At 74.3% G+C, this 21717-nt stretch carries 14 protein-coding genes, 2 pseudogenes and 2 riboswitches; of the genes and pseudogenes, 6 read left to right on the top strand and 10 right to left on the bottom strand.

Annotated features, from left to right (window positions below; all coding sequences use genetic code 11):
- Window positions 1–39: 39 nt before the first annotated feature.
- A riboswitch (cobalamin riboswitch) is annotated at window positions 40–184 on the bottom strand.
- Window positions 185–344: 160 nt separating this feature from the next.
- From ACFV8H_RS11365 to ACFV8H_RS11355, 3 genes are all read right to left on the bottom strand, one after another.
- Window positions 345–842, bottom strand: a complete 498-nt coding sequence (locus ACFV8H_RS11365; RefSeq protein WP_380398580.1) for a flagellar hook-length control protein FliK — start codon at window positions 840–842, stop codon at window positions 345–347.
- Window positions 843–871: 29 nt separating this feature from the next.
- A complete protein-coding gene (locus tag ACFV8H_RS11360; protein ID WP_380398579.1) occupies window positions 872–1972 on the bottom strand; it encodes a peptidase in 1101 nt (366 codons plus the stop codon).
- Window positions 1973–2070: 98 nt separating this feature from the next.
- Window positions 2071–2211, bottom strand: a riboswitch (cobalamin riboswitch).
- A 120-nt stretch (window positions 2212–2331) separates the two neighbouring features.
- Entirely contained in the window at window positions 2332–2925 is a 594-nt protein-coding gene (locus ACFV8H_RS11355) for a TetR/AcrR family transcriptional regulator (protein ID WP_380398577.1), read from the bottom strand.
- 126 nt (window positions 2926–3051) lie between these two features.
- On the opposite strand from ACFV8H_RS11355, the gene ACFV8H_RS11350 reads away from it, so the two are divergent.
- Window positions 3052–4161, top strand: a complete 1110-nt coding sequence (locus ACFV8H_RS11350; RefSeq protein WP_380398575.1) for an FAD-dependent oxidoreductase — start codon at window positions 3052–3054, stop codon at window positions 4159–4161.
- Window positions 4162–4201: 40 nt separating this feature from the next.
- Here the strand turns inward: ACFV8H_RS11350 and ACFV8H_RS11345 are convergent, their stop codons facing one another.
- Window positions 4202–5107, bottom strand: a complete 906-nt coding sequence (locus tag ACFV8H_RS11345; protein ID WP_380398573.1) for a LysR family transcriptional regulator — start codon at window positions 5105–5107, stop codon at window positions 4202–4204.
- Window positions 5108–5246: 139 nt separating this feature from the next.
- Between ACFV8H_RS11345 and ACFV8H_RS11340 the strand changes: the two genes are divergently transcribed.
- From ACFV8H_RS11340 to ACFV8H_RS11325, 4 genes are all read left to right on the top strand, one after another.
- The gene (locus ACFV8H_RS11340) at window positions 5247–6065 is read left to right on the top strand and encodes an inositol monophosphatase family protein (RefSeq protein ID WP_380398571.1); all 819 of its coding nucleotides are present in this window, start codon (window positions 5247–5249) and stop codon (window positions 6063–6065) included.
- Window positions 6066–6131: 66 nt separating this feature from the next.
- Window positions 6132–6728: an NADPH-dependent F420 reductase gene (locus ACFV8H_RS11335; RefSeq protein WP_380398569.1), complete on the top strand. Its 597-nt coding sequence runs from the start codon at window positions 6132–6134 to the stop codon at window positions 6726–6728.
- 56 nt (window positions 6729–6784) lie between these two features.
- Window positions 6785–7129 carry a hypothetical protein gene (locus ACFV8H_RS11330; protein WP_380398567.1) on the top strand — a complete coding sequence of 115 codons (345 nt, stop codon included), beginning with the start codon at window positions 6785–6787 and terminating at the stop codon, window positions 7127–7129.
- 78 nt (window positions 7130–7207) lie between these two features.
- Window positions 7208–7888, top strand: coding sequence for a hypothetical protein (locus ACFV8H_RS11325; RefSeq protein ID WP_380398565.1), 681 nt, complete (start codon window positions 7208–7210; stop codon window positions 7886–7888).
- A gap of 151 nt (window positions 7889–8039) precedes the next feature.
- Here the strand turns inward: ACFV8H_RS11325 and ACFV8H_RS11320 are convergent, their stop codons facing one another.
- Complete coding sequence (locus tag ACFV8H_RS11320) at window positions 8040–8549, bottom strand: hypothetical protein (RefSeq protein ID WP_380398563.1); 510 nt, start codon at window positions 8547–8549, stop codon at window positions 8040–8042.
- A 275-nt stretch (window positions 8550–8824) separates the two neighbouring features.
- Between ACFV8H_RS11320 and ACFV8H_RS11315 the strand changes: the two are divergent.
- Window positions 8825–9461, top strand: a pseudogene (locus tag ACFV8H_RS11315) (response regulator transcription factor); the annotation flags it as partial.
- Between the two features lie 9 nt (window positions 9462–9470).
- On the opposite strand, the pseudogene ACFV8H_RS11310 reads toward ACFV8H_RS11315, so the two are convergent.
- From ACFV8H_RS11310 to ACFV8H_RS11290, 5 genes and pseudogenes are all read right to left on the bottom strand, one after another.
- Window positions 9471–9962: pseudogene (locus tag ACFV8H_RS11310) on the bottom strand (ABC transporter permease); the annotation flags it as partial.
- Window positions 9963–10106: 144 nt separating this feature from the next.
- Window positions 10107–11945: a hypothetical protein gene (locus ACFV8H_RS11305; protein ID WP_380398561.1), complete on the bottom strand. Its 1839-nt coding sequence runs from the start codon at window positions 11943–11945 to the stop codon at window positions 10107–10109.
- Complete coding sequence (locus ACFV8H_RS11300; RefSeq protein WP_380398559.1) at window positions 11938–17241, bottom strand: hypothetical protein; 5304 nt, start codon at window positions 17239–17241, stop codon at window positions 11938–11940. Before ACFV8H_RS11300 ends, ACFV8H_RS11305 begins: the two co-directional genes overlap by 8 nt.
- Complete coding sequence (locus tag ACFV8H_RS11295; RefSeq protein ID WP_380398557.1) at window positions 17223–20507, bottom strand: hypothetical protein; 3285 nt, start codon at window positions 20505–20507, stop codon at window positions 17223–17225. The genes ACFV8H_RS11300 and ACFV8H_RS11295 overlap by 19 nt, the downstream gene beginning before the upstream one ends.
- Window positions 20504–21676, bottom strand: a complete 1173-nt coding sequence (locus tag ACFV8H_RS11290) for a Kelch repeat-containing protein (RefSeq protein ID WP_380398555.1) — start codon at window positions 21674–21676, stop codon at window positions 20504–20506. The genes ACFV8H_RS11295 and ACFV8H_RS11290 overlap by 4 nt, the downstream gene beginning before the upstream one ends.
- Window positions 21677–21717: the final 41 nt, after the last annotated feature.

Below are 21717 nucleotides of genomic sequence, written 5' to 3'. Positions count from 1 at the left end.
CGTCGAGACCACGTCGTAGTCCGCGACGACGCAAGTGCTGTGTGAACACACCCCCGGTCCAGGCATTCCGGCTCACCCACCCTCAGGTGGGTCCACGGTTGCGGGTCAGCGCCGGAGTTGGACCGGCTTCCCCTGAATGCCGAGGGCAAAAAATCGGTTCATCAGACCACGCTGGCCGAAGGAGAGTCAATGAGGCGTCAACGGTGGCCGAGCGGGAGAACCCGGTGCGGGACCGGGGCTGACGCGCGCAGCGGTGGGGGGTCACCGGTGCCCCGGCCCCTCGCAGGAGAGGGGCCGGGGCACCGGTCGGCGTCCGCGGTTCAGGGCGCGATTCAGGGCGCGGTTCAGGGCGCGGTGATGCCCGGCTGGGCGCCGGCGCCGAAGGACCAGCCCTCGACGTCGCCGGGTGCCGGGTTGTAGCTGCCCGCGCCCAGGTTGCTGTACGACCAGGGGCCGCCGTGCTGGGCGTGCCAGTACGACCAGTAGGCGCTGCCGGTCGGGTTGGTGCAGGTCGTCGGCAGGGCGTTGATGGTGCAGACGAAGCCCGGGAAGCGCGGGTGGAAGGAGTACGAGAACCCGGCCCCGGTCAGCGCGGCCAGGCCGTTGGCCGGGTCGCCGGGCGCACAGCCGGTCTGGACGCCGCCGCCGACGGCGGTGAAGTCGACCACGACGGTGACCCCGGTGGTGCCGGTGCAGGCGTCCGCCCGCGCCTGCGGGGCCTGGACGGCGGAGACGCCGAGCAGGCCGGCCGTGAGGGCCGCCGCGGCGGCGATCGACCCGAGCGTACGGCGGACCGGGCGGACCGGGCGGGCCCGGCGGACCGCGGTGAAGGTGTCGGTCATCGGTGAAATCCTCCTGGAGTCGGGCTCGTTCAGCGCGTGGCCGTGGCCGTGGTCGTGTCCGTAACCGTGGCCGGGCAGGCGAGGGTCGGGGCGCCGGGGCGTGCACCGGCGGCGGAGAGCGTGGCCAGCGGAGTGCCCGCGAGGCCGAGGACGGCCTGTGCCGTGGCCCGGGCGCCGTTGCCCGCGTTGAAACCGCTCGCGTCGTAGGCGACGGCACCGCGGACCGCCGGGTCGGCGGAGCAGTCCTGCTGGAACTTGACCAGCCGGCTCCAGCCCTTGAACCCGGCGGCCAGGCGCCCGCCGGAGAACAGCGCCTGGGTGGCCAGGCCGGTGGTGTTGGCGTTGGAGGCGGTCGCCCCCGCGGCCGCGAACCCGCCGTCGCCGTTCTGGTGGGCGGTGAGCCAGCCGAGTCCCGTGTTCGCCTTGGCGGCGCGACCGGTGGCGGCGAGGGCCTGGACGGCGAGCGCGGTGGCGTCGGGGTCGCTGGTGCAGGCGGCCTGGCCGAAGGAGACCGGGAAGCCGCCGTCCGCGCACTGGCTGTTCGCCAGGAAGTCGACCGCCGCCGCCGGGGCGTCACCGGGCGTGCGGTGCAGGGCGATCAGGGCGAGGGACTGGCCGAAGGCGTTGCTGTAGTCGCCCCACTGGGAGCGGTCGGAGAAGCGGCCTCCGGCGGTCTGCAGCGAGCGCAGCCTGGTCGGCAGGTCGACGCCGCCGAAGGCCGTCGGGTCCCCGCCTCGGACCTCGACGGCGAGCAGCAGCTTGGCGGTCGCGCCCGCATAGGCCTCGGTGGTGCCGTCGCCGAGGTAGCCGCTGATGATCTCGGGCTTCGCCAGCCAGGCGGTGGCCTTCGCGGCGGCGTCGTCGGAGCTGCGCGAGGCCGCGAAGGCCAGCACGGCGTCGATGGTCAGGCCCTGGTCGGGGTAGGCGGTCCCGTTGAAGACGGACTCGAAGTGGTCGCCGCCGACGAGCTGGCGGGCCAGCCAGCCGCCCGCGGCGGCGTCGGGGCGGAACGTCGCGGACGAGGTCGGGGCGGCGGGCGCGGCACTCGCGGCGGTGGCCGCCGGGAGCGCGGCGGCAAGGGCGAGGGCGGGTATCGCGAGCAGACCGAGGGTGCGGCGGAGCGCGGGCATGGAGACCTTTCCGGGCCCGCGCGCAGGCGCCCGGAGGGCCTCGGCGACGCACCGGGCAGCCCTCTGAGCTCCGGCCCGCAGACCACGACGGGAGGAGTGGACGACACACCTCCGCCGACGGGTACTCGGGCTCGCCACCGACGCGGGGTCGGAGGCCTACCGTTGCGGGTCAGCGCCGGACTCGAACCGGACTTCCCCCGAGGGCGGAGTCACAACTTGACGGCTCATCATGGCGATACGGAAAAGATCCGGTCAAGGGTTCGAGCGTGACACCACGGTGGCCGGTAGGGGTGAGGAGTGACCCACGCGGCGCACAGCGCCACCACGCGCAGCGGAGCGGCCGGCGTCCGGCGGCCCGGTCAGGCGCCCGGGTGGGCGGCCGCCCAGCCGTGTTCGAGCAGCGCGAAGGCCTCCTCGGCGGCGCGGCGCGGTTCGGCGTGCCGCAGGACGAGGCTGCGGGCCTCCAGGGCGAAGCGGGCCAGGGCGGCGCAGCTGACGTCGTCCTCGGGCGCACCCACCGCCTCGGCGACGGCCCTGGCCAGGGCCGCTTCGTGGCGCGTCCACATGCGGTGGGCGTAGTCGCACAGTGCGGGGGTCTCCTGCACCAGGCGCGTGAAGTCGGCGAACCGCGGGTCGGTGGCGTGGACGGCGAGCTGGGTCTGCTTCCGCAGCATGTGCTCGCGGAGGGCCCGGGGGATCGACGTGCCGGGGGCGCGGTCGCGCACGGCGGCGACGAGTTCTGCTTCCAGTTCGTCGTCCTGGTCGAAGACCAGGGCTTCCTTGCCGGAGAAGTGTTTGAACAGGGTGGTCACCGAGACGTCGGCGTGGTCGGCGACGTCCTTGACGCCGACCTGGTCGTAGCCGCGTTCGAGGAAGAGTTCGAGTGCGGCGTCGGCCAGGGACTGGCGGGTCTGGGCCTTCTTGCGCTCGCGGCGCCCGGTCGGTTCGGTCACCCACCCACCGTACCTCGAAGTGCATTCGCTGCAAAAGTGTAGTCATTGCACTTATTGAGCGAGTGTGGTTTCTTGGTGATGCGCCGGGCCGCCCGGCGACCGACCCACCTCCCGAGGGGCACTTCCATGCACTCTGCTCGTGATCCCCGCATCGCCATCGTCGGCGCCGGCCTCGGCGGCCTCACCTGCGCCCGAGTCCTCCAGCAGCACGGCCGCTCCGTCACCGTCCTCGAACGCGAGGCATCCGCCGCCTCCCGCCCGCAGGGCGGCTCCCTCGACATGCATCCCGGCACCGGGCAGGCCGCGCTCGGTGCGGCGGGGCTCCTCGACCGGTTCCACGCCCTCGCCCGCCCCGAAGGGGACGAGTGGCGCGTGCTCGACTTCGCCACCGCCGCCCTCCTGGCACAGCAGGGGCCGTCCGCCGACGGCGGCCGGCCGGAGATCGACCGAGGCCAGCTGCGCGGTCTGCTCCTGGACTCGCTCACCGAGGACACGGTGCGGTGGGACCGTGCCGTCACCGGCGTCACCCCACTGGCGGACGGCACCTGCCGGCTGCACTACGGCGACGGCACCGCCGAGGACTTCGACCTGGTGGTCGGTGCCGACGGCGCCTGGTCCCGGGTTCGCCCGGCCCTGTCCCCCGCCGTACCCGCCTACACCGGTGTCACCTTCGTCGAGGCCGGATTCGACGACTGCGACACCCGCCATCCCGACCTCGCGCGGCTGGTCGGCAACGGATCGATGCTGGCGAAGGGCGCCGGCAGGTCCTTGGTCGCCCAACGCAACAGCAACGGCCACATCCGCGCCTACATCGCGCTCCGCGCGCCCGAGGACTGGCACGAGGCCGCCGGTGTCGACCTCGGCGACCAACAGGCTGTGCAGGCACACCTGTTGAGGCTGTTCGACGACTGGGACGAGAGCCTGCGCTACCTCCTGCGCAACGGCGACCACGGGTTCGTCCACCGGTCCCTGTTCGTCCTGCCCGCCCCGCACACCTGGGAGCACGTCCCCGGCGTCACACTGCTCGGCGACGCCGCGCACCTGATGCCACCCGTCGGGCTGGGCGCCAACCTCGCCATGCTCGACGGCGCCGATCTCGCCCACGCCCTCGTCGCCGAGTCCGGCGTCGACGACGCCGTCCGCGCCTACGAGAGCGTCATGCTGCCGCGCTCGATCGAGGCCGCGACGGGCAGCGCGCAGGGACTCGACCACCTCGTCCCCGCGGCGTCCTCCTGAAGCACCGTACGGCGGGGCGGCCGGGCGGCGCCGGCTACGGCTACGACGCTCCGCCCGTGGCCAGCGCGGTTCGCGCCAGGCCGCGCAGCCAGGCGTGGGCCTGGTCGGTGTCGTAGCGCTGATGCCACGTCAGATACACCGGTGCCGAGGGCAGTTCGAGCGGGAGGGGAAGCGCGACCAGGCCGAGGTCGGCGACCGCGGACCGAGTGGTGGCCTCGGGAACGGTGATCAGGAGATCGGAGCCGCGCGCGAACTCCACCGCGGCCGCCTCCGTGGGCGCGCTCGCCACCACGCGGCGGGTGAGGCCGAGCCGGGCGAGGGCGTCGTCGAGGGCGTTGCCGAGGTTTCCGCGTCGCGAGACGGTGACGTGCTCGGCGGCGGCGTACCGCTCCGCCGTGACGGTCCCGCCACGGGTGAGGGGGTGCCCCCGCCTCACGACGACGACGAGGCGGGACTCGCCCACGTTCTCGGCGCGGACGTCCGGTGCGCTCGGCCGGTTGGCGTTCGCCTCCAGGTCGACCTCGCCGCGCCGCAACTCCGGGGTGTCGACGCTCGATTCCGCGACGAAGCGCAAGCGCACGCCCGGCGCCTCTTCGCGCACGGCCGCGAGCAGTGCGGGGCCGCTCAGGGCGACCAGGGAGTCGTGCCAGCGGAGCGTGAAGGTGCGCTCCAGCGTTGCCAGATCGAGTTCACGGCTCGGTGCCAGCACGCCCTGAACCTGGTGCAGCAGCTCGTGCACCTGCGCCCGCACCGCGATCGCGTACGGCGTCGGGGTCATCGTGCGGCCGGTGCGCACCAGGATCTGGTCCCCGGTCGTGCGCCGGATCCGGCCCAGACTCCGGCTCATCGCGGGGGCGGTGACATGCAGGCGCGCCGCCGCCCCGGCCACACTGCCCTCCTCCAGCAGCGCGTCGAGCGCGGCGAGCAGGTTCAGATCCAATTGCATGCGAGTCACTCTAGACGTGCTTGACATGCATTTGAAGTCAATCGCCGGGCTGTCTACCGTTGAGGCGAAAGCGCGGGAAGCAAAGCGCAGTTCGGCCCTCGACCGGCCTCAACACCCCTCCCCAGACAGGAGTACCACCATGTCCGAAACGCCTCGGACCACCGACGTCGCCTCCTCGGACGCCGACCTGCTCGCCCGCACCGCGAACGCCGTACGCGAGGCGGGTTCGGCGCTGCGCGAGCGCTTCGGCGAGGTGGTCCACCACCGGACCCGCGAAGAGCTGATGCACGCGCTCGCCGCCAACGACGACACGGCCCTCGACATCCTGCGCCCCCGGCTCACGCACCTGCGCCCGGACGCCGGCTGGGTGGAGGACGAGCTGGACGGCGGGGCGCTGCCGCCCGGCGAGTGGTGGGTCGTGGATCCGGCCGAAGGCAACGTCAACCACCTGCACGCCCTGCCGGAGTGGGCGGTGACCGCCACCCTCGTCCGCGACAACCGGCCGGTGCTCACCGTGGTCCACCTGCCGCTGACCGGCGAGACCTACACCGCGCTCACCGGCGCGGGAGCCCACCTCGACGGACGGCCGCTCCACGTCTCCCCCACCGCGGACCTCGGCCTGGGCATCGTGGCCACCAGCCAGGCCCGGCCGGACGAGGACGAGAAGGTCGTACGGCGCGTCGGCTCCTCGATCACCGCGATGCTCTTCGACGCGCTCGTCGTCCGCACCGCCGTGCCCGCGACCCTGCACCTGGCGAACGTGGCCGCCGGCCGCATCGACGCCTTCTGGCAGTTCGCCGGCGCCCGCGCGGACCTGCTGCCCGGGGCACTGCTCGTCACCGAAGCGGGCGGACGGATCTCCGACGCCGAGGGCCGCCCCTGGACCCCGCAGAGCGGGAGCTTCCTGGCCGCCGCGCCCGGAATCCACGCCGAGGCCGTCGCCACGCTCTCCCACTGACCCGCTGACCCGCTGACCCGCACCACTACGCACCAACTACCGCACGCACGGAAGGACCACATCATCATGACCACGATCGCCGTTCTCGGAAACGGCCGCGTCGGCGGCAACCTGGCCGCCGCCCTCACCCGGGCCGGGCACCAGGTGGCCGTGGCGGACCGCACGCCGGGCGCCGCCGCCGAAGCCGCCCGGACAGCCGGGATCGTCATCAACGCCACCCCGGGCGCCGGCTCGCTTGACCGGCTCGTCGCCCTGCGCGAGGAACTGCGCGGCACGATCCTCGTCGACGTCTCCAACGCCACCACCGACGGGCCGGACGGACTGCCCGCCGACCTGCTCTACCCCGGATCGAGCCTCGCCGAGCAACTCCAGGAAGCACTCCCCGAAACGCGCGTCGTCAAGACCCTCAACACCATGCTCTTCCCGGTGATGACCGCGCCGGCCACGCTCACCCACCCCCCGACCGCGTTCCTCTCCGGCGAGGACCCGCAGGCCAAGCAGACCGTCGGCGAACTGCTCACCGACCTCGGCTGGCACCAGGAATGGATCACCGACCTCGGCGGAATCCGGACCGCCCGCGCCACCGAGGCCGCCATCCTCTTCGTCCCGCACGTCATCCGCTCCAGCGGATTCACACCCTTCGCGATCTCGATCGCCCGCTGACGTCGCTCCGCCCACCCGCGCGATATCCCGTTGCGAAGTATCGCCATACTGACGCCATGCACAACACCTCCCACCCAGTGGTCCGACAGGCGCCGTTTCCGTTCCCCGACGGGCGGTTTCCGCCCGATCTCGGCGCCGTGGTCCAACGGACCGTCGGGGAAGGACGCCTGCCGGCGCTCGTGGTCGTCCACGACAGCGACGGCGACTGGCTGATCGGGGACGGTGTCAACGATCCGAACCTCCCGGACGCCAGCGGTCTGTACTGCCTCGCCTGCCTGGTGGAGGGGGATGCCTCCATCTCCGAGACCGCGACCCTGCCGCCCGGCTTCGCGGCCTACCGGAACGGGCCCGGCCTGCCCTGGACGATCGAACCGTTCCGCTACGGGGACGGCGAAGGCTGAACGTCGGGCTCACATCTGGAACTCAGCCGTAGAACCGCACGGATTCTGGATGTCAGGGGCATCCGGTTGAATGAGCACGTGACTGTCCATGACGTAGCTCGCCGACTCCCCTCCATCGCTGACCTGCGGAACTTGTGCCGCTCACTGGCGATGCTCGACGCGATCTTGAGCCCGGACTGGGAGGGCCGGTACTACTCCTTCAACGCCGGCTGGGCCGACGGCGAGGAGATGTCGTCGATGCGCAACGGGTCGGGCGACGAGTACTCCATCGTGTTCTCGGCGGCCGGGGCCTATATCCGCGGCTTCGACCACGAAGCACCGATGAGCCCCTACCGCAACGATGGTGAGCCCTGGCCGGGAGTGGTCGACGAGGTTCCGGAGGTCTTCAAGCCGTTCGTCGAGGAGCCGGCGTTCACCGACGAGGACGACGTCCCCGTCGTGACGACCTGCCTGTGGCGGGAGGCAACGGATGATCAGTGGCGGCACGGCGTGATCGACTTCCCCTCCGGGTGTTCCGACCCCGACGGGGCAGCGGGTCTGTTCGAGCTCCTGGTCGACCGTTCGCCGGAGGCATTCCAGCGCTTCGCCGAGGACTACTACGAGGTGCCCGTGGACTTGGAGGCGGTGCGCGACGTGTATGCCTTGCGACCCCTGAGCCAGAAGCTCGTGTCATCACTGAACGCGGAGGTCACCCTCGCAGACCTGGCCGAGGACATCGCCGAGGTCGGCTACCCGCAGCCGGGCCGGGACGAGATCTGAGTTCCACCGTCGGAGCCGCTTCACCGTCGGCCGCGCCTGCGGGAACACCCTCGTCCGGAGGCCCTGACGGAGGGGCCCGGTCGCCCGCGGGGCGGGCGACCGGGTGGTGGCACGGCGGGAGTTGGCGAGGGGTCGGCCGTGCGGGCTCGGCTCAGGGGAAGAGGAGGACCTGGTACGTGCCGTCGCTGCGGGTGACGGTGGACGTGACCCGCCAGCCGGCCGGGACGGGGTAGCCGATGATGCGGCCGCCCGGCTCCAGGATGACCACGTAGGCCATGGCCGTCGTGCCGTGGGGGGCGCCGCCGAGGTAGCTCACCACCGCGGTCTGTCCGTCGAGCAGGCCGCCGACGAGCACCCAGCCGGCCGGCAGGCCCTGGTTGGCGAGCACGGCGACCCTGGCTCCGAAGGGGGCCCCGCCGAGGTACTCGATGAGCTTGTCGTGGTTCGCGGCGTTCTGGCTGATCACTGCCCAACCAGCCGGGACGGGGTTGTACAGCGGGATCCGCGTCTGGGTTCCGAAGGCCGGGGTGGCGGCCGGGGCGGGGTGCGCGGCGGCCGGGGCTGGGTGCGCGACCGGGGCGGCGCCGGCGGTGCCGGCGCACCCGAGGAGCAGGGCGAGGGCGGTGGCGCAGACGGCCAGGACGGAGGTTCTTCGACGCATGGCGGTTCCTCTTCCGTGAGGACGGACGGGGTGGCACGTGCCAGGCTTCACGCTCCGCCCCGCCGGCACCGGGCGTCAACGCCGTCCGGCGCTTTGCCGGGGGCGCAGTGGCGCACCGGCGGCGGTCGGCGGTTCCGGACTCTGCGCCCGCACCCGACCGGTGGGTCGTCGCATCGTCGGTGCTGATCCGCTCGGCGAGGGCAGGGGCGGGGGCAGGGGCCTTGCCGCCGTCCACCGGGGACAGGCGCCTTCCGGCCTCGGGCTGTAGTGCGCCGGTGCGAGTACTGGTGGTCGAGGACGACGAGGACCTGCGCTTCGCCGTGGCCGCGGCGCTGCGCGGCGGCGGGCTGGCCGTCGACGAGGCGGCGGACCTGCCGGCCGCGGACGAGGCCCTGTTCGTCACGGACTACGACTGCGCGGTGTTCGACCGGATGCTGCCCGCCGGGGACGCCGTCGACTACGTCCGGCGGCTGCGGCGCGACGGGCGCACCGTCCCGGTGCTCTTCCTGACCGCCCGCGACACCGTCGCCGACCGGGTGGACGGCTTCGCCGGGGCGGCGACGACTACCTGGTGAAACCTTTCGCCATCGCCGAGCTGGTGGCCCGGGTGCACAGTCTCTGCCGCCGCAGCGGGACGGTCCGCCCGCCCGTCCAGCACGCCGGCGACCTGGAGATCGACATGGCCCGCCGCCAGGTCCGCCGCGCCGGTGTCCTGCCGGTCCTGACCGGCAAGGAATTCGCCGTCCTCGAAGTGCTGGCCGCCCGCGCGGACCAGGCCGTCTCCCGCGCCGAACTCATCGAGAAGTGCTGGGACGAGATGGCCGAGCTGAGCCGAACTCCAACGTCGTCGAGGTCCTGGTCTCCCAGCTGCGCCGCAAACTGGGGGACCCGTGCCCGATCGTCACCGTCCGCGCCCAGGTGGGCCGTGGCCTGGGGCCAGCCGACCAGGGCCGCGGTGCCGATCTCGGGCGCGAGTTCGTTCGGGGCCGGGATCCCGGTGACGAGGAACGACTGTCCGCCCAGCCAGACCCGCTCACCGGGAGCGGTGACGCCGAGCCGCTGGGCGGCCCGGTCGCCGAGGACGGTCATGGGCAGGTTCTCGCTCGCCGCGTCGAGCCAGCGTCCGCTGCGCACGGTGGCGTGCAGGACGTCGAGCAGGTTGAGCCGGGCGGCGAGCACGGTGAGGCTGCCGGTCTGCTGCGGCGGGACGAGGTCGTTGCGGTAGACCTGGGCCTTGGTGGCCCCGGTCGCGGTCACCTGCTGGACGGGGGCGATGTCGGCGAGCATCTTCTCGGCCGTGGGCGGCAGTGGGACCGGTTGCTGGTCGGCGCCCTTGCCGGGGGCGACGGTGAGCAGGTTGGAGCCGAGCTGGTCCAGGCGGGCCAGCAGGTGGGCCTGGTTGGAGAAGGAGATGCCGGTGACGGCGATGACGGCGGCGATGCCCAGGCAGATGCCGACTGCGGCGACCAGGGCGAGCGAGACGACGGCCCGGCTACCGTCCGCAGCGCGCCGCCGTCACGGCGTCGGCGTCACGGCGTCGGCATCACGGCAGCGGCGTCACGGCGCCTTCGTCGGGGTGTCGACGAGGAGGTCGAAGGCGAGGCCGCTGGAGCCCTGGCCGCGCCCGGCGCCGCGAGCGGCGCCGAGCCACACGCAGACCCGTCCGTCGCGCCACCTGGTCCGGTGGTAGGCGACGGTGAGGCGGGTGCCCGACTGCGGCACCTCCTCCTGGTTGACGAAGTACGCGTGCGGCGTCGTCGCGTCCAGCCCCTCCCGCAGCAGGGAGGTCCTCGGCTGGACGGGCGGCAGGACGCCGACGACGTCGGGCATCGCCGCGCGCTGGAGCTGGATCGTGCGGTTGTCGCCGGGCACGTGCACCGGGATGAACGGGATCCAGTTCTCCGGGACGGAGTTCATCGCCTCGTAGGCGATCGGCGCGAGCGGCCCGTCCGGTGGGGCCGGCGGGTGCAGCCGCAGGTGGTACGCCCGGATCTCGGAGGCGACCTCGCTGCCCCGGCGGCCCTCGCCGGTGGCCTGCGGGACGGTCAGTTCGATGCCCCAGACCAGGTCGGCGTTCTCGTCGCGGACCAGCGACACCTCCTCCAGCGACGGGCCGTCGGCGATCTTCGGCACGCTCGCGGGCAGCAGCAGGCCGGTGTCGGCGGCGGTGGCGGGGCCGGCGCCGACCGTGTCGAGGGTGAACATCGACCAGCGCTGCCAGTCCTCCTCCCGCCCGGTGCCCGCCGGGGTGATCCACAGCCGCTGCCCGAACACGTCGGTGATCGCGAGGCCCTGGATCGACGCCAGCGTCCCGACCGGCAGCTCGCACGGGAGTTGGAACCAGTCGTTGCTGTAGACCAGCGCGAACTCCAGGAAGATCAGCCGGGCCAGGTCCGTGCTGTCCGGCGACACCGCGGCGAAGTTGGTGCCGCCGTCCTCCACCGCCCACCAGCGCGACAGCGGCATGCCCGAATAGCGCAGCCGCGCCGGGAACACCGTGCGGTTGATCGGCGGGGGCGGCGGCTCGGTGCCGCCGACCGGGGCGGTCGGGTCGTTCGAGAAGGCGTACCAGTCCAGTTCGCCGCCCGGGTACTCCCGCGCGGTGAGGACCTTCTCGGCCCCCGAGGGGTCGGTGCCGGCCACCGAGAACCGGTGCTCCAGGCGGCGCGGGTCCCAGGCGTCGTCCGCGTGCGGCTGGTCGATCAGGTCGTCGAACCAGGCGACCAGGCCGTCGCCGAGCGCGTCGAGCGCGGCAGCGTGCAGGTGCAGCAGGTCGTTGACGCCGTCCGAGGCGCGGCCGCCGTCCTTGATGTGCCGGTAGAGCAGGTAGCCGTCCATCCGGCGCCCGGCGACGGCTTGCAGGGTCGCCCAGACCTCCGGGTGGGCGACCCGGGGGGCGTCGCCGTCCCGGGTCGGGTCGGGCAGGGCGACCGGGTACAGCCGGACGTACTGGCCGCGGAAGTCGAAGGCCACGCTGCCCAGCAGCGGGTCGCGGCCCAGCAGTTTGAGCCACCGCCGGCCGATCGACAGCCGCAGGTCGAAGGCGATCCGGTCGGCGCCCGCCACGAACGGCACCGCGCGCCGCTCGGCCAGGGTCTCCAGCGGCCGGTCCGGCGGGAGCGGTTCGGCGGCCCCGTCGGCCGGGCGGAAGCGGCTGGGCCGGGCACCGGCGATCGAGTAGGTCGCGGTGACCGGGGAGCCGGCGTCGCTGCCGCGGAACTCGCCGAGCTGCCACTGCCGGGTCAGCAGCCAGAGCGGGTCGCGTACTTCGGCCCGCAGCGCCCGCGCGAAGTCGGTGGTGCGCGGCCGGCCCTCCAGCCGGTTCCAGATCCCGACGGCCGGCCGGGCCCGGTCGGTGAGCGCCTGGGCCAGGTCGTCGATCCGGGGCTCAGTCATGGGCGGCCTTCCAGCGCTGGTTGGCGATCGCGAGGTCGGTGGAGATCGTGATCGGCTGCCGGGTGGCGGACAGGACGGTGGCCGGCAGCAGTTGGGCGTAGGCGGTGCCGTCGAGGTGCTCGGGTTCGACGCCCCGGGACTTCGCCAGGTCGAGGGTCTCCCCGATCGCGGCGATCAGGTCGTCGGTGTCCCAGGTGCCGGTGCGCACCGGCGGCACGACCAGCAGCATGGCCTGCGGCGGTTCGGAGTCCGGCCCCTGGTAGTGCACCGCGATGCCGGTGGTCTCGCGTTCGGCGGGGATGACCTCCGTCCACTCGTCGAACAGCAGGCCGACCCGGGTGGGCGGGGGGACGAGCGGGTCGGGTGCGTAGTGGGCGGTGAACAGCACCTTGTCCTCGGTGATGGTCGTGCCGGGGGCGAACTCCATGGCCAGCCAGTGGTCGTCCGGCCGGTACGGCAGCTGGATCGGCGTCAACTGCGGTTCGGCGGAGCCGAGCAGGTCGCCGAGGAGTCCGCCGGGCCCGCGCAGGGCGTCGCTCAGCAGGACGGCCTTCTCCCACAGCCGGGGCTTCTCGCGGACCCGCGCGATGCCGTGCGCCCAGTCGTCGACGGGGAAGTCCCGGCCGAGCGGGGGCCGGGTGAGGTGCCGGACGAGCTTGTCGCTGTCGCCGAGGGCGTTCTTCCAGTCCGCGGCGAGCTGCGGGTCGGGGGTGAACTCCGGTACGGCGAGGACGTCCTGGCCGAGGAGGGCCTTGAGTGCCTCGATCGCCGCGCCGACCTGGTCCGGCCCGGTGACCGCCGCGTCGTGGTCGGCGAGGGCCTTGTCCGCGGCGGCGAGCCGGGCGAGGATCTCGGTGCGCAGCGCGTTCGCGCGGTCCAGCAGGTCGCGGCCGAGCAGGACGACCCGGTCCTGGAAGGGCTGGAGGCTGAGGTCGGTCGGGTCGAAGTCGGTCAGCGGGAGCTTCGCGGCGACCTCGGCGAGCAGCGCGCCGAGCGTGGTGCTGGCCGTCCCCGCCTGCGCCCTCAGCGAGCGGAGCTTGAGGTCGAAGGCCTGCCGCCGGTTGGCGACGACGAGGCGCAGCTCCGCGGGCCGGGCCGGCAGCGGCGCGGTGGGCCGGGTGGCGATCAGCCGTTCCGCCTGTTGCAGCAGCCGGAAGCGCTCCGCGTCGGAGGTGCCGGCCGGCAGCGTGTCGTAGCCGGCCAGCAGCGCGTCGGCCTTGGCCAGGGCCGTGGTCATCCGGGTGGCGGCCCCGGCCACGGCGGCGAGCACGTCGGTGAAGACGCCCCGGCGCCACAGGGCGAGTTCGCCCCAGCCGCTGCGGACCGTGCCGAAGCCGGAGGCCGTGGTGACCAGGCCGGCGTACCCGGTGAGCAGGGTGTCGATGGCGGCGAGGATCTTCGGGCGCTGGGGCGGGGCGCCGGCCGGGTAGAGCGGTGCGAGCGCGGCGAGGTAGGTCTCGACGTCCTTGCGCAGGGCGTCCAGGGAGGCGCGTACCGCGGCCGGGCGTTCCCGGGGCAGCGAGACGGCGGTGTCGGCGGCCCGGTCGGCGGGGGCGGGCCCGGCGGCGGGCACCAGGTCGCTGGGGCGCAGCGGCCGGGCGGTGGTCAGCAGCGAGCGCAACGCGCCGATCAGCGGGGAGAGTTCGAAGAAGGTGACCGGGTCGAGGACCTGGCCGGCGGCCGGGCCGGTGATCCGCTCGGTGTAGCGGATGGTCAGTTCGGCGTCCGGTCGGGGGTTCTCGGCGGTGATGACGACGCCGATGATCCGGTCGTCGAGGTCGGTCATGGCGCTCTCGCCCGCCGGGCGCAGCGCCCAGAGCAGGTCGATCGGTTGCAGGCCGGTGTCGGCCTGGCTGACGGCGCGGCTGTGGGGCAGTCCGGTGATCGGGTCGGTCCAGGTGACCAGGGCGACGACGGAGGTGGGCGGCGGGAGCAGGGTGGGCAGCCAGGCGTTGACGGCGGGTTCGGCCTGGGCGCGCGGGGTGGTGCGGGAGAACGGCGGCACGCCGTGGTCGGGGGCGAGGCCGGGGGTCAGCCGCAGGCCGAAGCGGTGGGTCAGGGTGGTGCCGCTGCGGGGGGTGGTGACCACGGCGGGTTCGGGGGGCAGGCCCTCCTTGGCGTACGCGTCGAGGGTGGTGGAGGCGCGTTCGTGGTTGCCCAGCAGCGCCTGGTGGGTGCTCTCGGCGACGGCGAGGTCGGCGAGCGCGTCGTGGACGTCCAGCAGGTCCTGGACGGCCCGGTCGACGACGGCCTGCTGGTCGGGGTTGACCGCGGGGAGGCCGTCCAGGCCGAAGGGGTACGTGGCGGGGACGTTGTTGCGGGTCACGTGGCGCACCAGGGCGAGGCCGTCGACGACGTTGTGGGCCTCGATCTGTTCGATCGCGAGGGGTTTGGACGGGTCGGGCCGGTCGGCCTGCTGCGGGACGGTCTGCGCGATCCGGCCGGCCCGGAGGGGGAACCTGAGGCGCAGGGCGGAGATCAGGAAGTCGACCTCGGCCCGCTGGTGGCTGTCGTGCAGGGCGCGTTCCAGCCGGTAGCCGAGCAGGGCGCCCAGGGACTGGCCCTGTCGCATGCCGTCGAGCAGGCCGAGCGCGATCCGGACCCGCCCGGAGCTGAGGTTGACGGCGAACGAACCGGGGTTCTGCGGTGAGCCGTTGGCGAGGTAGCCGGCGCGCAGGACGGCCGCGGTGCGGGCCTGGCCGGGGGACGGCGCGTGCAGGTGGCCGCCGTTGCGGTCGTCGTGCACCAGCGGTTGGCCGCCCTGGAAGACCTGGGCGAGCGGGCCGGTCAGGGTGACGGGGGTGAGCTGTGTCCCGCTGGGGCGGACGGACTCCAGCCAGCCGTACGCGCCGAGGTGGAGGCCGCGTTTGGCGGGGGCGGTGCCGTCGGGGCCGTACCGCAGTTCGGCGAGCCGTTCGTTGGCCAGGCCGAGGCGCCAGGCGTCGAGCCGGTAGGTGGCGCAGTCCAGGTGTTCGGCCAGGACGCGTTCCAGCCGGGCGGTGGGCAGGGTGGCCAACAGGTCGAGGGCGGCGGCCTGTTCGGCCAGCCGGGCGGTGCCGGGGGCGGTGCCGAGGACCCGCGGGATGTGGTCGACGACCAGGCGGTGCGGGTCTCCGGTGATCTCCGGTGCGGGCGAGTAGAGCCGCCGGAACCGGCTCTCGCTCGGGAGGGTGCGGCCGGGCGCCGGGATCCTGATGTGGATGAACGCCGGGTCCGCCGCGGCGATCTCGGCGGGGCTCGCGATCTGGGCGGCGATGGCCAGTTCGGTGGCGGCGTCCGCCCAGCCCAGCAGCAGCGCGTGGCGCAGCAGCAGGTAGAGCAGCGCGGACGGCCGGTCGTCCGCGGGGAAGCCGGCTTCGGTGCGGATGGTCTCCAGGTCGGTGCGGGCGTGCGCGGCCAGCCACTGGAGGTAGTTGGCGCCGTCGGCGGTGTAGGGCCGGATCGGGTCGGTCTCGGAGAGCGGGCGGTCGTCGACGGAGGGGGCGAGCAGCGGGTGCTGGGTGTCGACGAAGAGGCGGCGGATCAGGTCCGGGTCCTGGGCGGGGCCGCTGTCGGGGTAGCCGAAGCGGGTCAGCAGGGCGCGGATCGGGCCGGGCATGTTCAGCCGCTCCAGGGCGGGCAGCACGGTGGAGCCGAGCGCGCCGAGGTTCTCCCGGTTGAAGACGTCCTCGACGCTCTGGGCGTACCGCTGGTAGTACTCGGCGGAGGTGGGGTGCAGGGCGAGGATGTCCAGCAGGTGCTGGTGGGCGTCGTCGGCCCGGCCGCCGAGGTGGGCGACTCCGGCGGCGGCGGCCTGCCAGTCGGCGGCCGCGGCCTGGAGCACGGTGTGCAGGCCGCGCCGGTGGGCGGCGGTGGGCGCGGTGTCCGGCCAGGCGAGCCGGGAGAACGCGGTGGTGGGCAGGATGCCGTAGGGCTGGCGGCCGATCCGTACGGTCGGGACGGGGCCCCGGCCGGAGACGTGGCGGAGGTGGAACTGCCGGGTCCGCTCGACGACGTCGCGGCCGAACACCGGGTGCAGCGTGGTCTGCAGGTGGTAGCCCCAGGTGGCGGGCCACAGGGCGGTGTGGGCCGCGCGGGCGTCGCGCTGGTCGGTGCCGTCGGCGTTGGGCATTCCGGCGAGGTCGGCGGGGTCGATGCCGAGCAGTTCGGCGAACCACTGGCCGTCGGTACGGGCCGTCCAGTCCGTCCCGGCCGGGGCGGCGCGCAGTCCGGCGGCGGAGCGCAGGCCCGCGTCGGCCTCCTGGGCGCGGTCGAGGCCGGCGGGTGCCTGGGTGGTGTTGTTGGTGGGGGTGCCCTGGGGCAGCAGGCTGAGCCCGGCGGGGCTGCGGAGTTGGCGGGTGAGCAGGGCGGTGAGGTCGGCGGCGGACTGGTCCGGGGTGGACTGCCGGCGCAGGCCGAGGACCACCAGCCGGTCGAGTCCGCCGGCGAGGTCGGCGGTCAGCGGGATCCGGAAGCCCATGCCGACCGTCACGGCCCGGTCGAACTCGGTGAGCCAGCGCAGTGCGTCGGGGACGGTCAGCACGCCGGTGCGCTCGTCGACCGTCAGGTCGGTGGAGGTCGGGTCGGGGCTGACCGGCAGGCTCGCCGGGACGGGCTGGCCGTCGACGTCGACGACCTTGCGGCCGCCGGCCCAGCCCAGCACCCGGAAGTGGTCGGGCAGCAGGCCGGCCCTGGCCGCGACCGTCCAGGATGTGGGGGCGATGCCGTCGGCGGGCGGGCGGGGCACGACCAGGAAGGCCACCAGTGCGGTGCTGCCGGTGTCGAGCGGGGCCGCTTCGATCCCGGCGGGCCGGCGGGCGGCGATCGCCGCCGCCCTGGTCGGGCCGACGGCGGCGAGCAGCGCGGTGTCGGCCGCCCGCAGCGCGGCCCGGTCGCCGCGGGCGCGCCAGACCGCCGTCCAGTGGTCGACGGTGGGTTGGCGGTCGGCCGCGGGGAGCGCGGTGTCGCTGCGGACGACCAGCACGGTGGTGCCGGCGGGTACCGGCACGGGCCGGTCGGCCGGGTCGGCCGGCCGGTGGTCGCGCAGCAGCCAGCCGGCCCGGCCGGCGGCGATCCGGCCGACCAGTTCGTGCCAGGCCGCCCGGTCGCCGACGGGGTCGCCGCCGGTGCGCCACAGGGCCGTCCAGTACGCGTCGAGCGCGGAGAGTTCGGCTTCGGTGGGCCGGGGTTCGAAGGAGTCGACCGCCCACTCGTCGGGGAAGACGCGGACCAGCAGTTCGGTCGCGGTGAACCTGGTCTCGATCCGTACCGGGCCGAGCAGGACGGGGTAGTCGTCGCTCAGGGCGTTGTCGGCCATACCGGGAGCATCTCCTGTGCGTGGATGGCGACCATGACCGGCGCCCGGAAGAGGATGTAGGCGATGTCGGCCGAGCTCAGCCGGGAGTACCAGAGCGGCAGGGCGCTGTCCTCGGTGCGCTGCTGCTGCTTCTCCGGCTCGTCCGGGGAGCCGTCGAAGGGCGCGAGCGGGACGTGGGTGGCGTCGGTGAACTCGACGAAGCCGAGGTGGTCGGGGTCGACGTGCTGCCAGGTGAGGTCGTTCCAGACCTTGACGGGCGGCAGCGGGCCCTCGGGTTCGTCGACGCCGAAGCGCGGTTCGCCGGGGCGCTCCTTGAGGACGAAGAACCAGCCGGGGTCGCCGGGGGGCCGGCCGCGGGCCTCGGCGGCGTCGAGGTCGAAGCCGAGCAGGTAGACGTCGGGTTCGACCTTGGCCTCGTAGAGCGGCAGCCGGATCAGCTCGGCGGTCGGGTGGTCCTCGTCGGGCAGCGGCGCGGGGACGCGCTCCCCGGTGGTGACCGGGTTGCCGTCGGCGTCGAGCGGCCAGGCGGCCCGGTGGGCGTACACCGCCGTGTTGGGGTACTTCTTCAACAGCTCGCCGCGGATGACGAGCACCAGGTCCTCCTTCTGCGGGGTGCCGGGCGGCTTCTGCGGGGTGCCGGGCTGCTGCCGGTTGTCGTTCTGGCCGAGCAGCGCGGCGGGGCCCCAGCGGTGGACCGGCTGGATGTCGTACAGCCGCTCGCGGCGCTGTTCGGGGGTCTCGCCGAGCTGCGGGAGGACCGCGCGCGGGTCCCAGAACTGCCGGAACGGGGTGCCGCGTTGGTCGGTCGGGTACTCGCGCCAGAGCAGCTCCCGGGCCATCTCGTGGTTGAGGCCGACCAGGAAGGACTCGATGAACCGGCGGTTGTTGGCCAGCAGGGTGATCGAGTTCGCCGGGATCAGGTCCAGGTGGGGGACGAACACCTCCACCGAGAGGTCGATCAGCGATTGGTACATCGGCAGGTCGATCACCGGGTAGGCCATCGCCTCGATGAACTCCTCGGCGAAGGGCCGCAGCCGCTCGGGCACGTCGACGGAGCCGAGCAGGCTCCTCGGGACGGTGGTGTCGGAGCGCAGCCGGGCGAGCACCGCGTCGGTGGTCCCGGCGACGCCGAGGCGCTCCCGGGGCACCGGCCGGCCGACGGCGGCGGAGGCGTCCCAGCCGTCGTAGAGCTCGTGGAGCGCGCCCTTGTACCGCTGGGCCTCCGGGCTGTCGACGGTGCCGCCGGTGGTCGGCGGGACGGGGTCGCCGATCTCCTTGAGGACGAAGTCCGGGCTGTTCGGGAGGGAGTCGACGGGGCTGCTGGACCCCTGGGCCGCCCGGGCGCCGCTGCCGGGGTGGAGCACCTGGTCGAGCTGGCCCGGGGTCACCAGGGCGGCCGGTTTGACCTTGAGCGCGGCGGCGGTGACCGCGCCGGTGGCGGCGTCCATCCGGGGCACCAGGGCCTCGCGGGGCTGCTCGGGCGGGAAGGTCAGCGAGCGCATCAGCCGGCCGCCGGGGCGGGTGAGCCGGCGCATCGCGGCGGACAGCGGCGCCGCCGCGACCTGGCTGGCCGCCACCTGGAAGCCGACGGCCAGTTGCTCCGTACCGTCGTCCGTACCGGCGTCCGCCCCGGCGGGCCGCCCGGCCGCGGGGGGGGCGGCGGGGGTGGTGACCCGGGGGTGGGCGGGGGCGGTCAGGGTCAGGTACTTGCCGGTCGGTGGCGGTGCCACCGCGCCGGGCGGCGCGGCCGGCGGGTCCAGGTGCTTGACCTGGAGCCGGTGGCCGACCTCGCGGGCCAGGTGGGCCGCGCGGATCCGCGCGTTGGCCTCCAGGACGTCGCCGATCTGGGCCCAGGCGGCGTCCATGAACTCGTCCTGCCGGGCCTGGACGACCCGGGTGCCGAAGTTCGCGGCGACCCGGTTGCGCGGGTCGAGGTTGAGCCGGTGGACCCAGTTGCGGTTGGCGGGCGAGGGCAGCGGGTGACCGGCGTCGTCGACCAGCAGCTTGGAGGTGAGCGCGTGCCAACGCCCGTACAGCGGCGGGGTGATCACCGGGTCGACCCCGGCCGACAGCGCCCGGGCCTGCGCGCCGGGCAGTGCGGCGTGCGCGGCCGCCGGGGTGCGGTCCTGGTAGGCGTCGGCCAGGTTGACCAGGTTCGCCAGTGCCTGCTGGAAGGGGTGCGGGTAGGGCGCGGCGGGAGCCGGCGCGTCGTACCAGTTGTCCCAGTTCTCCCAGTCGTCGACCGGGCGGCCGGGTGGCCGGGGCACCTGGAGCGCGCCGCCGAGCCGGAGCACCCCGCCGATCGACGCCGGGGTGGTGATGGGGGGCAGGCCGGGGCCGGCCGAGCGGTGCACGTCCATGTCCCGGCGGCCGACCTCGTCGGCGGGGCGGCGCGGTTTCAGCAGCGTGACCAGGTAGCGGAAGTCGCCGTTGTCACTGGTGGTGAAGGACCAGCGGAGGTAGTAGGGCAGTTGGCCCTCGCCCTTTCGGTCGGGGTAGTGCGGGCCCCAGGCGGAGTACAGGGCGCCCGGCGCGAGGGCCGGGTCGAGGCCGAGCCCGGCCAGCCGCCCGGTCTCGAACGCGGGGACGAGGAACGCCTCGTACGTCCGGTCGTGCTGGAGGTGGCGCGGGCAGACCAGCCGGGAGCAGGCCCGGTCCGGGTCGGTGCGCAGCACCTCGGCGAGGCTCTGGAGCACCGGGTCGCCGGGGCCGGAGAGCTCCCCGGCCACCACCGCGTCGTCCAGCGAGCCGTGGACGTGGACGTGTGCCCAGGCGCCGAGCTGGTCCGGCGGGGGCAGCGCGCCGGGGTTCTTGACGGTGACGAACGGCAGCGGGGCTCCCCCGGCGCCCTCCTCGAACTCGGCGGGCGCGCCGGTCGCGTCGGTCCTCGCGGCCAGCACGACGAGCGCCAGCCAGGGGGCGAGGCGGTCGGTGGAGCCGTCGGCCGCGGCCGGGCTGTAGCGCCAGGGGAAGTCCTCGTCGTAGAACTCGATGTGCGCCAGGTGGTTGGGCTCGATGTTGGTGGTGCCGGGCAGCGGCTCCCGCCGGGAGATCGCGCGCGGGTCGACGCCGACGACGTCGCCCGGCCCGTAGAGCTGCACCGGCCGCTCGACGGTCCGGCTGAGCGGGGTGCCGTCCAGGGCCTCGCCGGTCAGCAGCAGCTTGACCTGGACGGTGGCGCGCTCCGAGGTGCCCGGGTCGCCGGTGATCCGGGTGGAGAGGCCGGAGCGCAGCCAGGGCAGGAACGAGTAGCCGTTCGCGGTCACGCGCCGCTCCCGTCGAACAGTTCGGCGGCCGCGGTGAGTTCGGTGACCGTCGGGTCGGCGGCGGCCAGGCCGGAGCGGGCGGCGCCGCCGGCCGCGAGCACCCGGTTGTCGGGCAGCGGCGCGGCGGCGAAGCCCCACCGGCCGGTGAGCAGCCCCGGTTGGGTGCTCCAGGTGTCGGTGCCCGCGTCGTAGCGCAGGACGCTGCGGTAGCCGGCCTCGTCGGCGTCGCCGCCGGTGCCGCCGGCCACCAGGACCTGGCCCGGGCCGAGGGCCACGGCCCGGTGCCGGGCGCGACCGGCGGGCATGTCCTTGGCGGCCGTCCAGGCGCCGGTGGCGAGGTCGTACTTCTCCGCCGTCCGCCGGCTGAGCGGGTCGAAGCCGCCGTCGTCCCCGGCGCCCGGTGCCCGGCCGCCGGTCACCAGCACGGTGGTGTCGGAGAGCGCGGTGGCCTGGTGCAGGGCGCGCGGGTGCAGCAGGCTCCCGGTCGGTGTCCAGGCCTTGTGGTCCGGGTCGTAGAGCTCGCAGAAGGCGAGCGCCGGGTCGAGGTCGGTGCCGACGGGGGCGGTGCCGCCGACCACCAGGACCTTGCCGTCCTTGAGCGCCACCGCGGGGTGGCCGGAGCGGGCGTCGGTCATGTCGCCGACGGTCGTCCAGCGGGTGGCGTCGGTGGTGGCGGCGGGGTCGTACAGTTCGGCGGAGCGCAGGGCCCGGGTGGTCCGGCCGTCCCGGACGGCGCTGCCGCCGGCGACCAGCACCAGGTTGTTCGGCAGCAGCACGGCGCTGTGGCCCCAGCGGGCCTGGTTCATGGTGCCGGCCGGGGTCCAGGTGTCGGCCACCGGGTCGTAGACCTCGGCCGAGGCCAGGCCGGGCGCGGTGGAGCCGCCGATGCCGCCGGTGACGAGGACCTTGCCGTCGTTCAGCACGGTCACCGTGTGCAGGCGCCGGGGCGAGGGCTGGGTGGCGGTGGGCTTCCAGGTGTCGTCGGCCGGGTTGTAGACGGCGGCCCGCCCGAGTGCGGCCCCGCCGGCGTCCGCGCCGCCGACGACCAGGACCTTCGTGGTGCCCTTGAGGACGACCGGCCCGTCGTGCTGCCCGTACCAGGCGGTGGGCCCGGCCAGGTCGTGGGCGGCGGTCCACTTCGCTGCGGCCACCACGGTGGGACTGGTCATGGTGTCGAAACCTTCCGTCGTCGGGCTTCCGTGGTGGGTCC

Source organism: Kitasatospora sp. NPDC059827 (assembly GCF_042731675.1).
Lineage (GTDB): Bacteria > Actinomycetota > Actinomycetes > Streptomycetales > Streptomycetaceae > Kitasatospora.
This window is presented reverse-complemented; position numbering and strand designations above follow the sequence as displayed.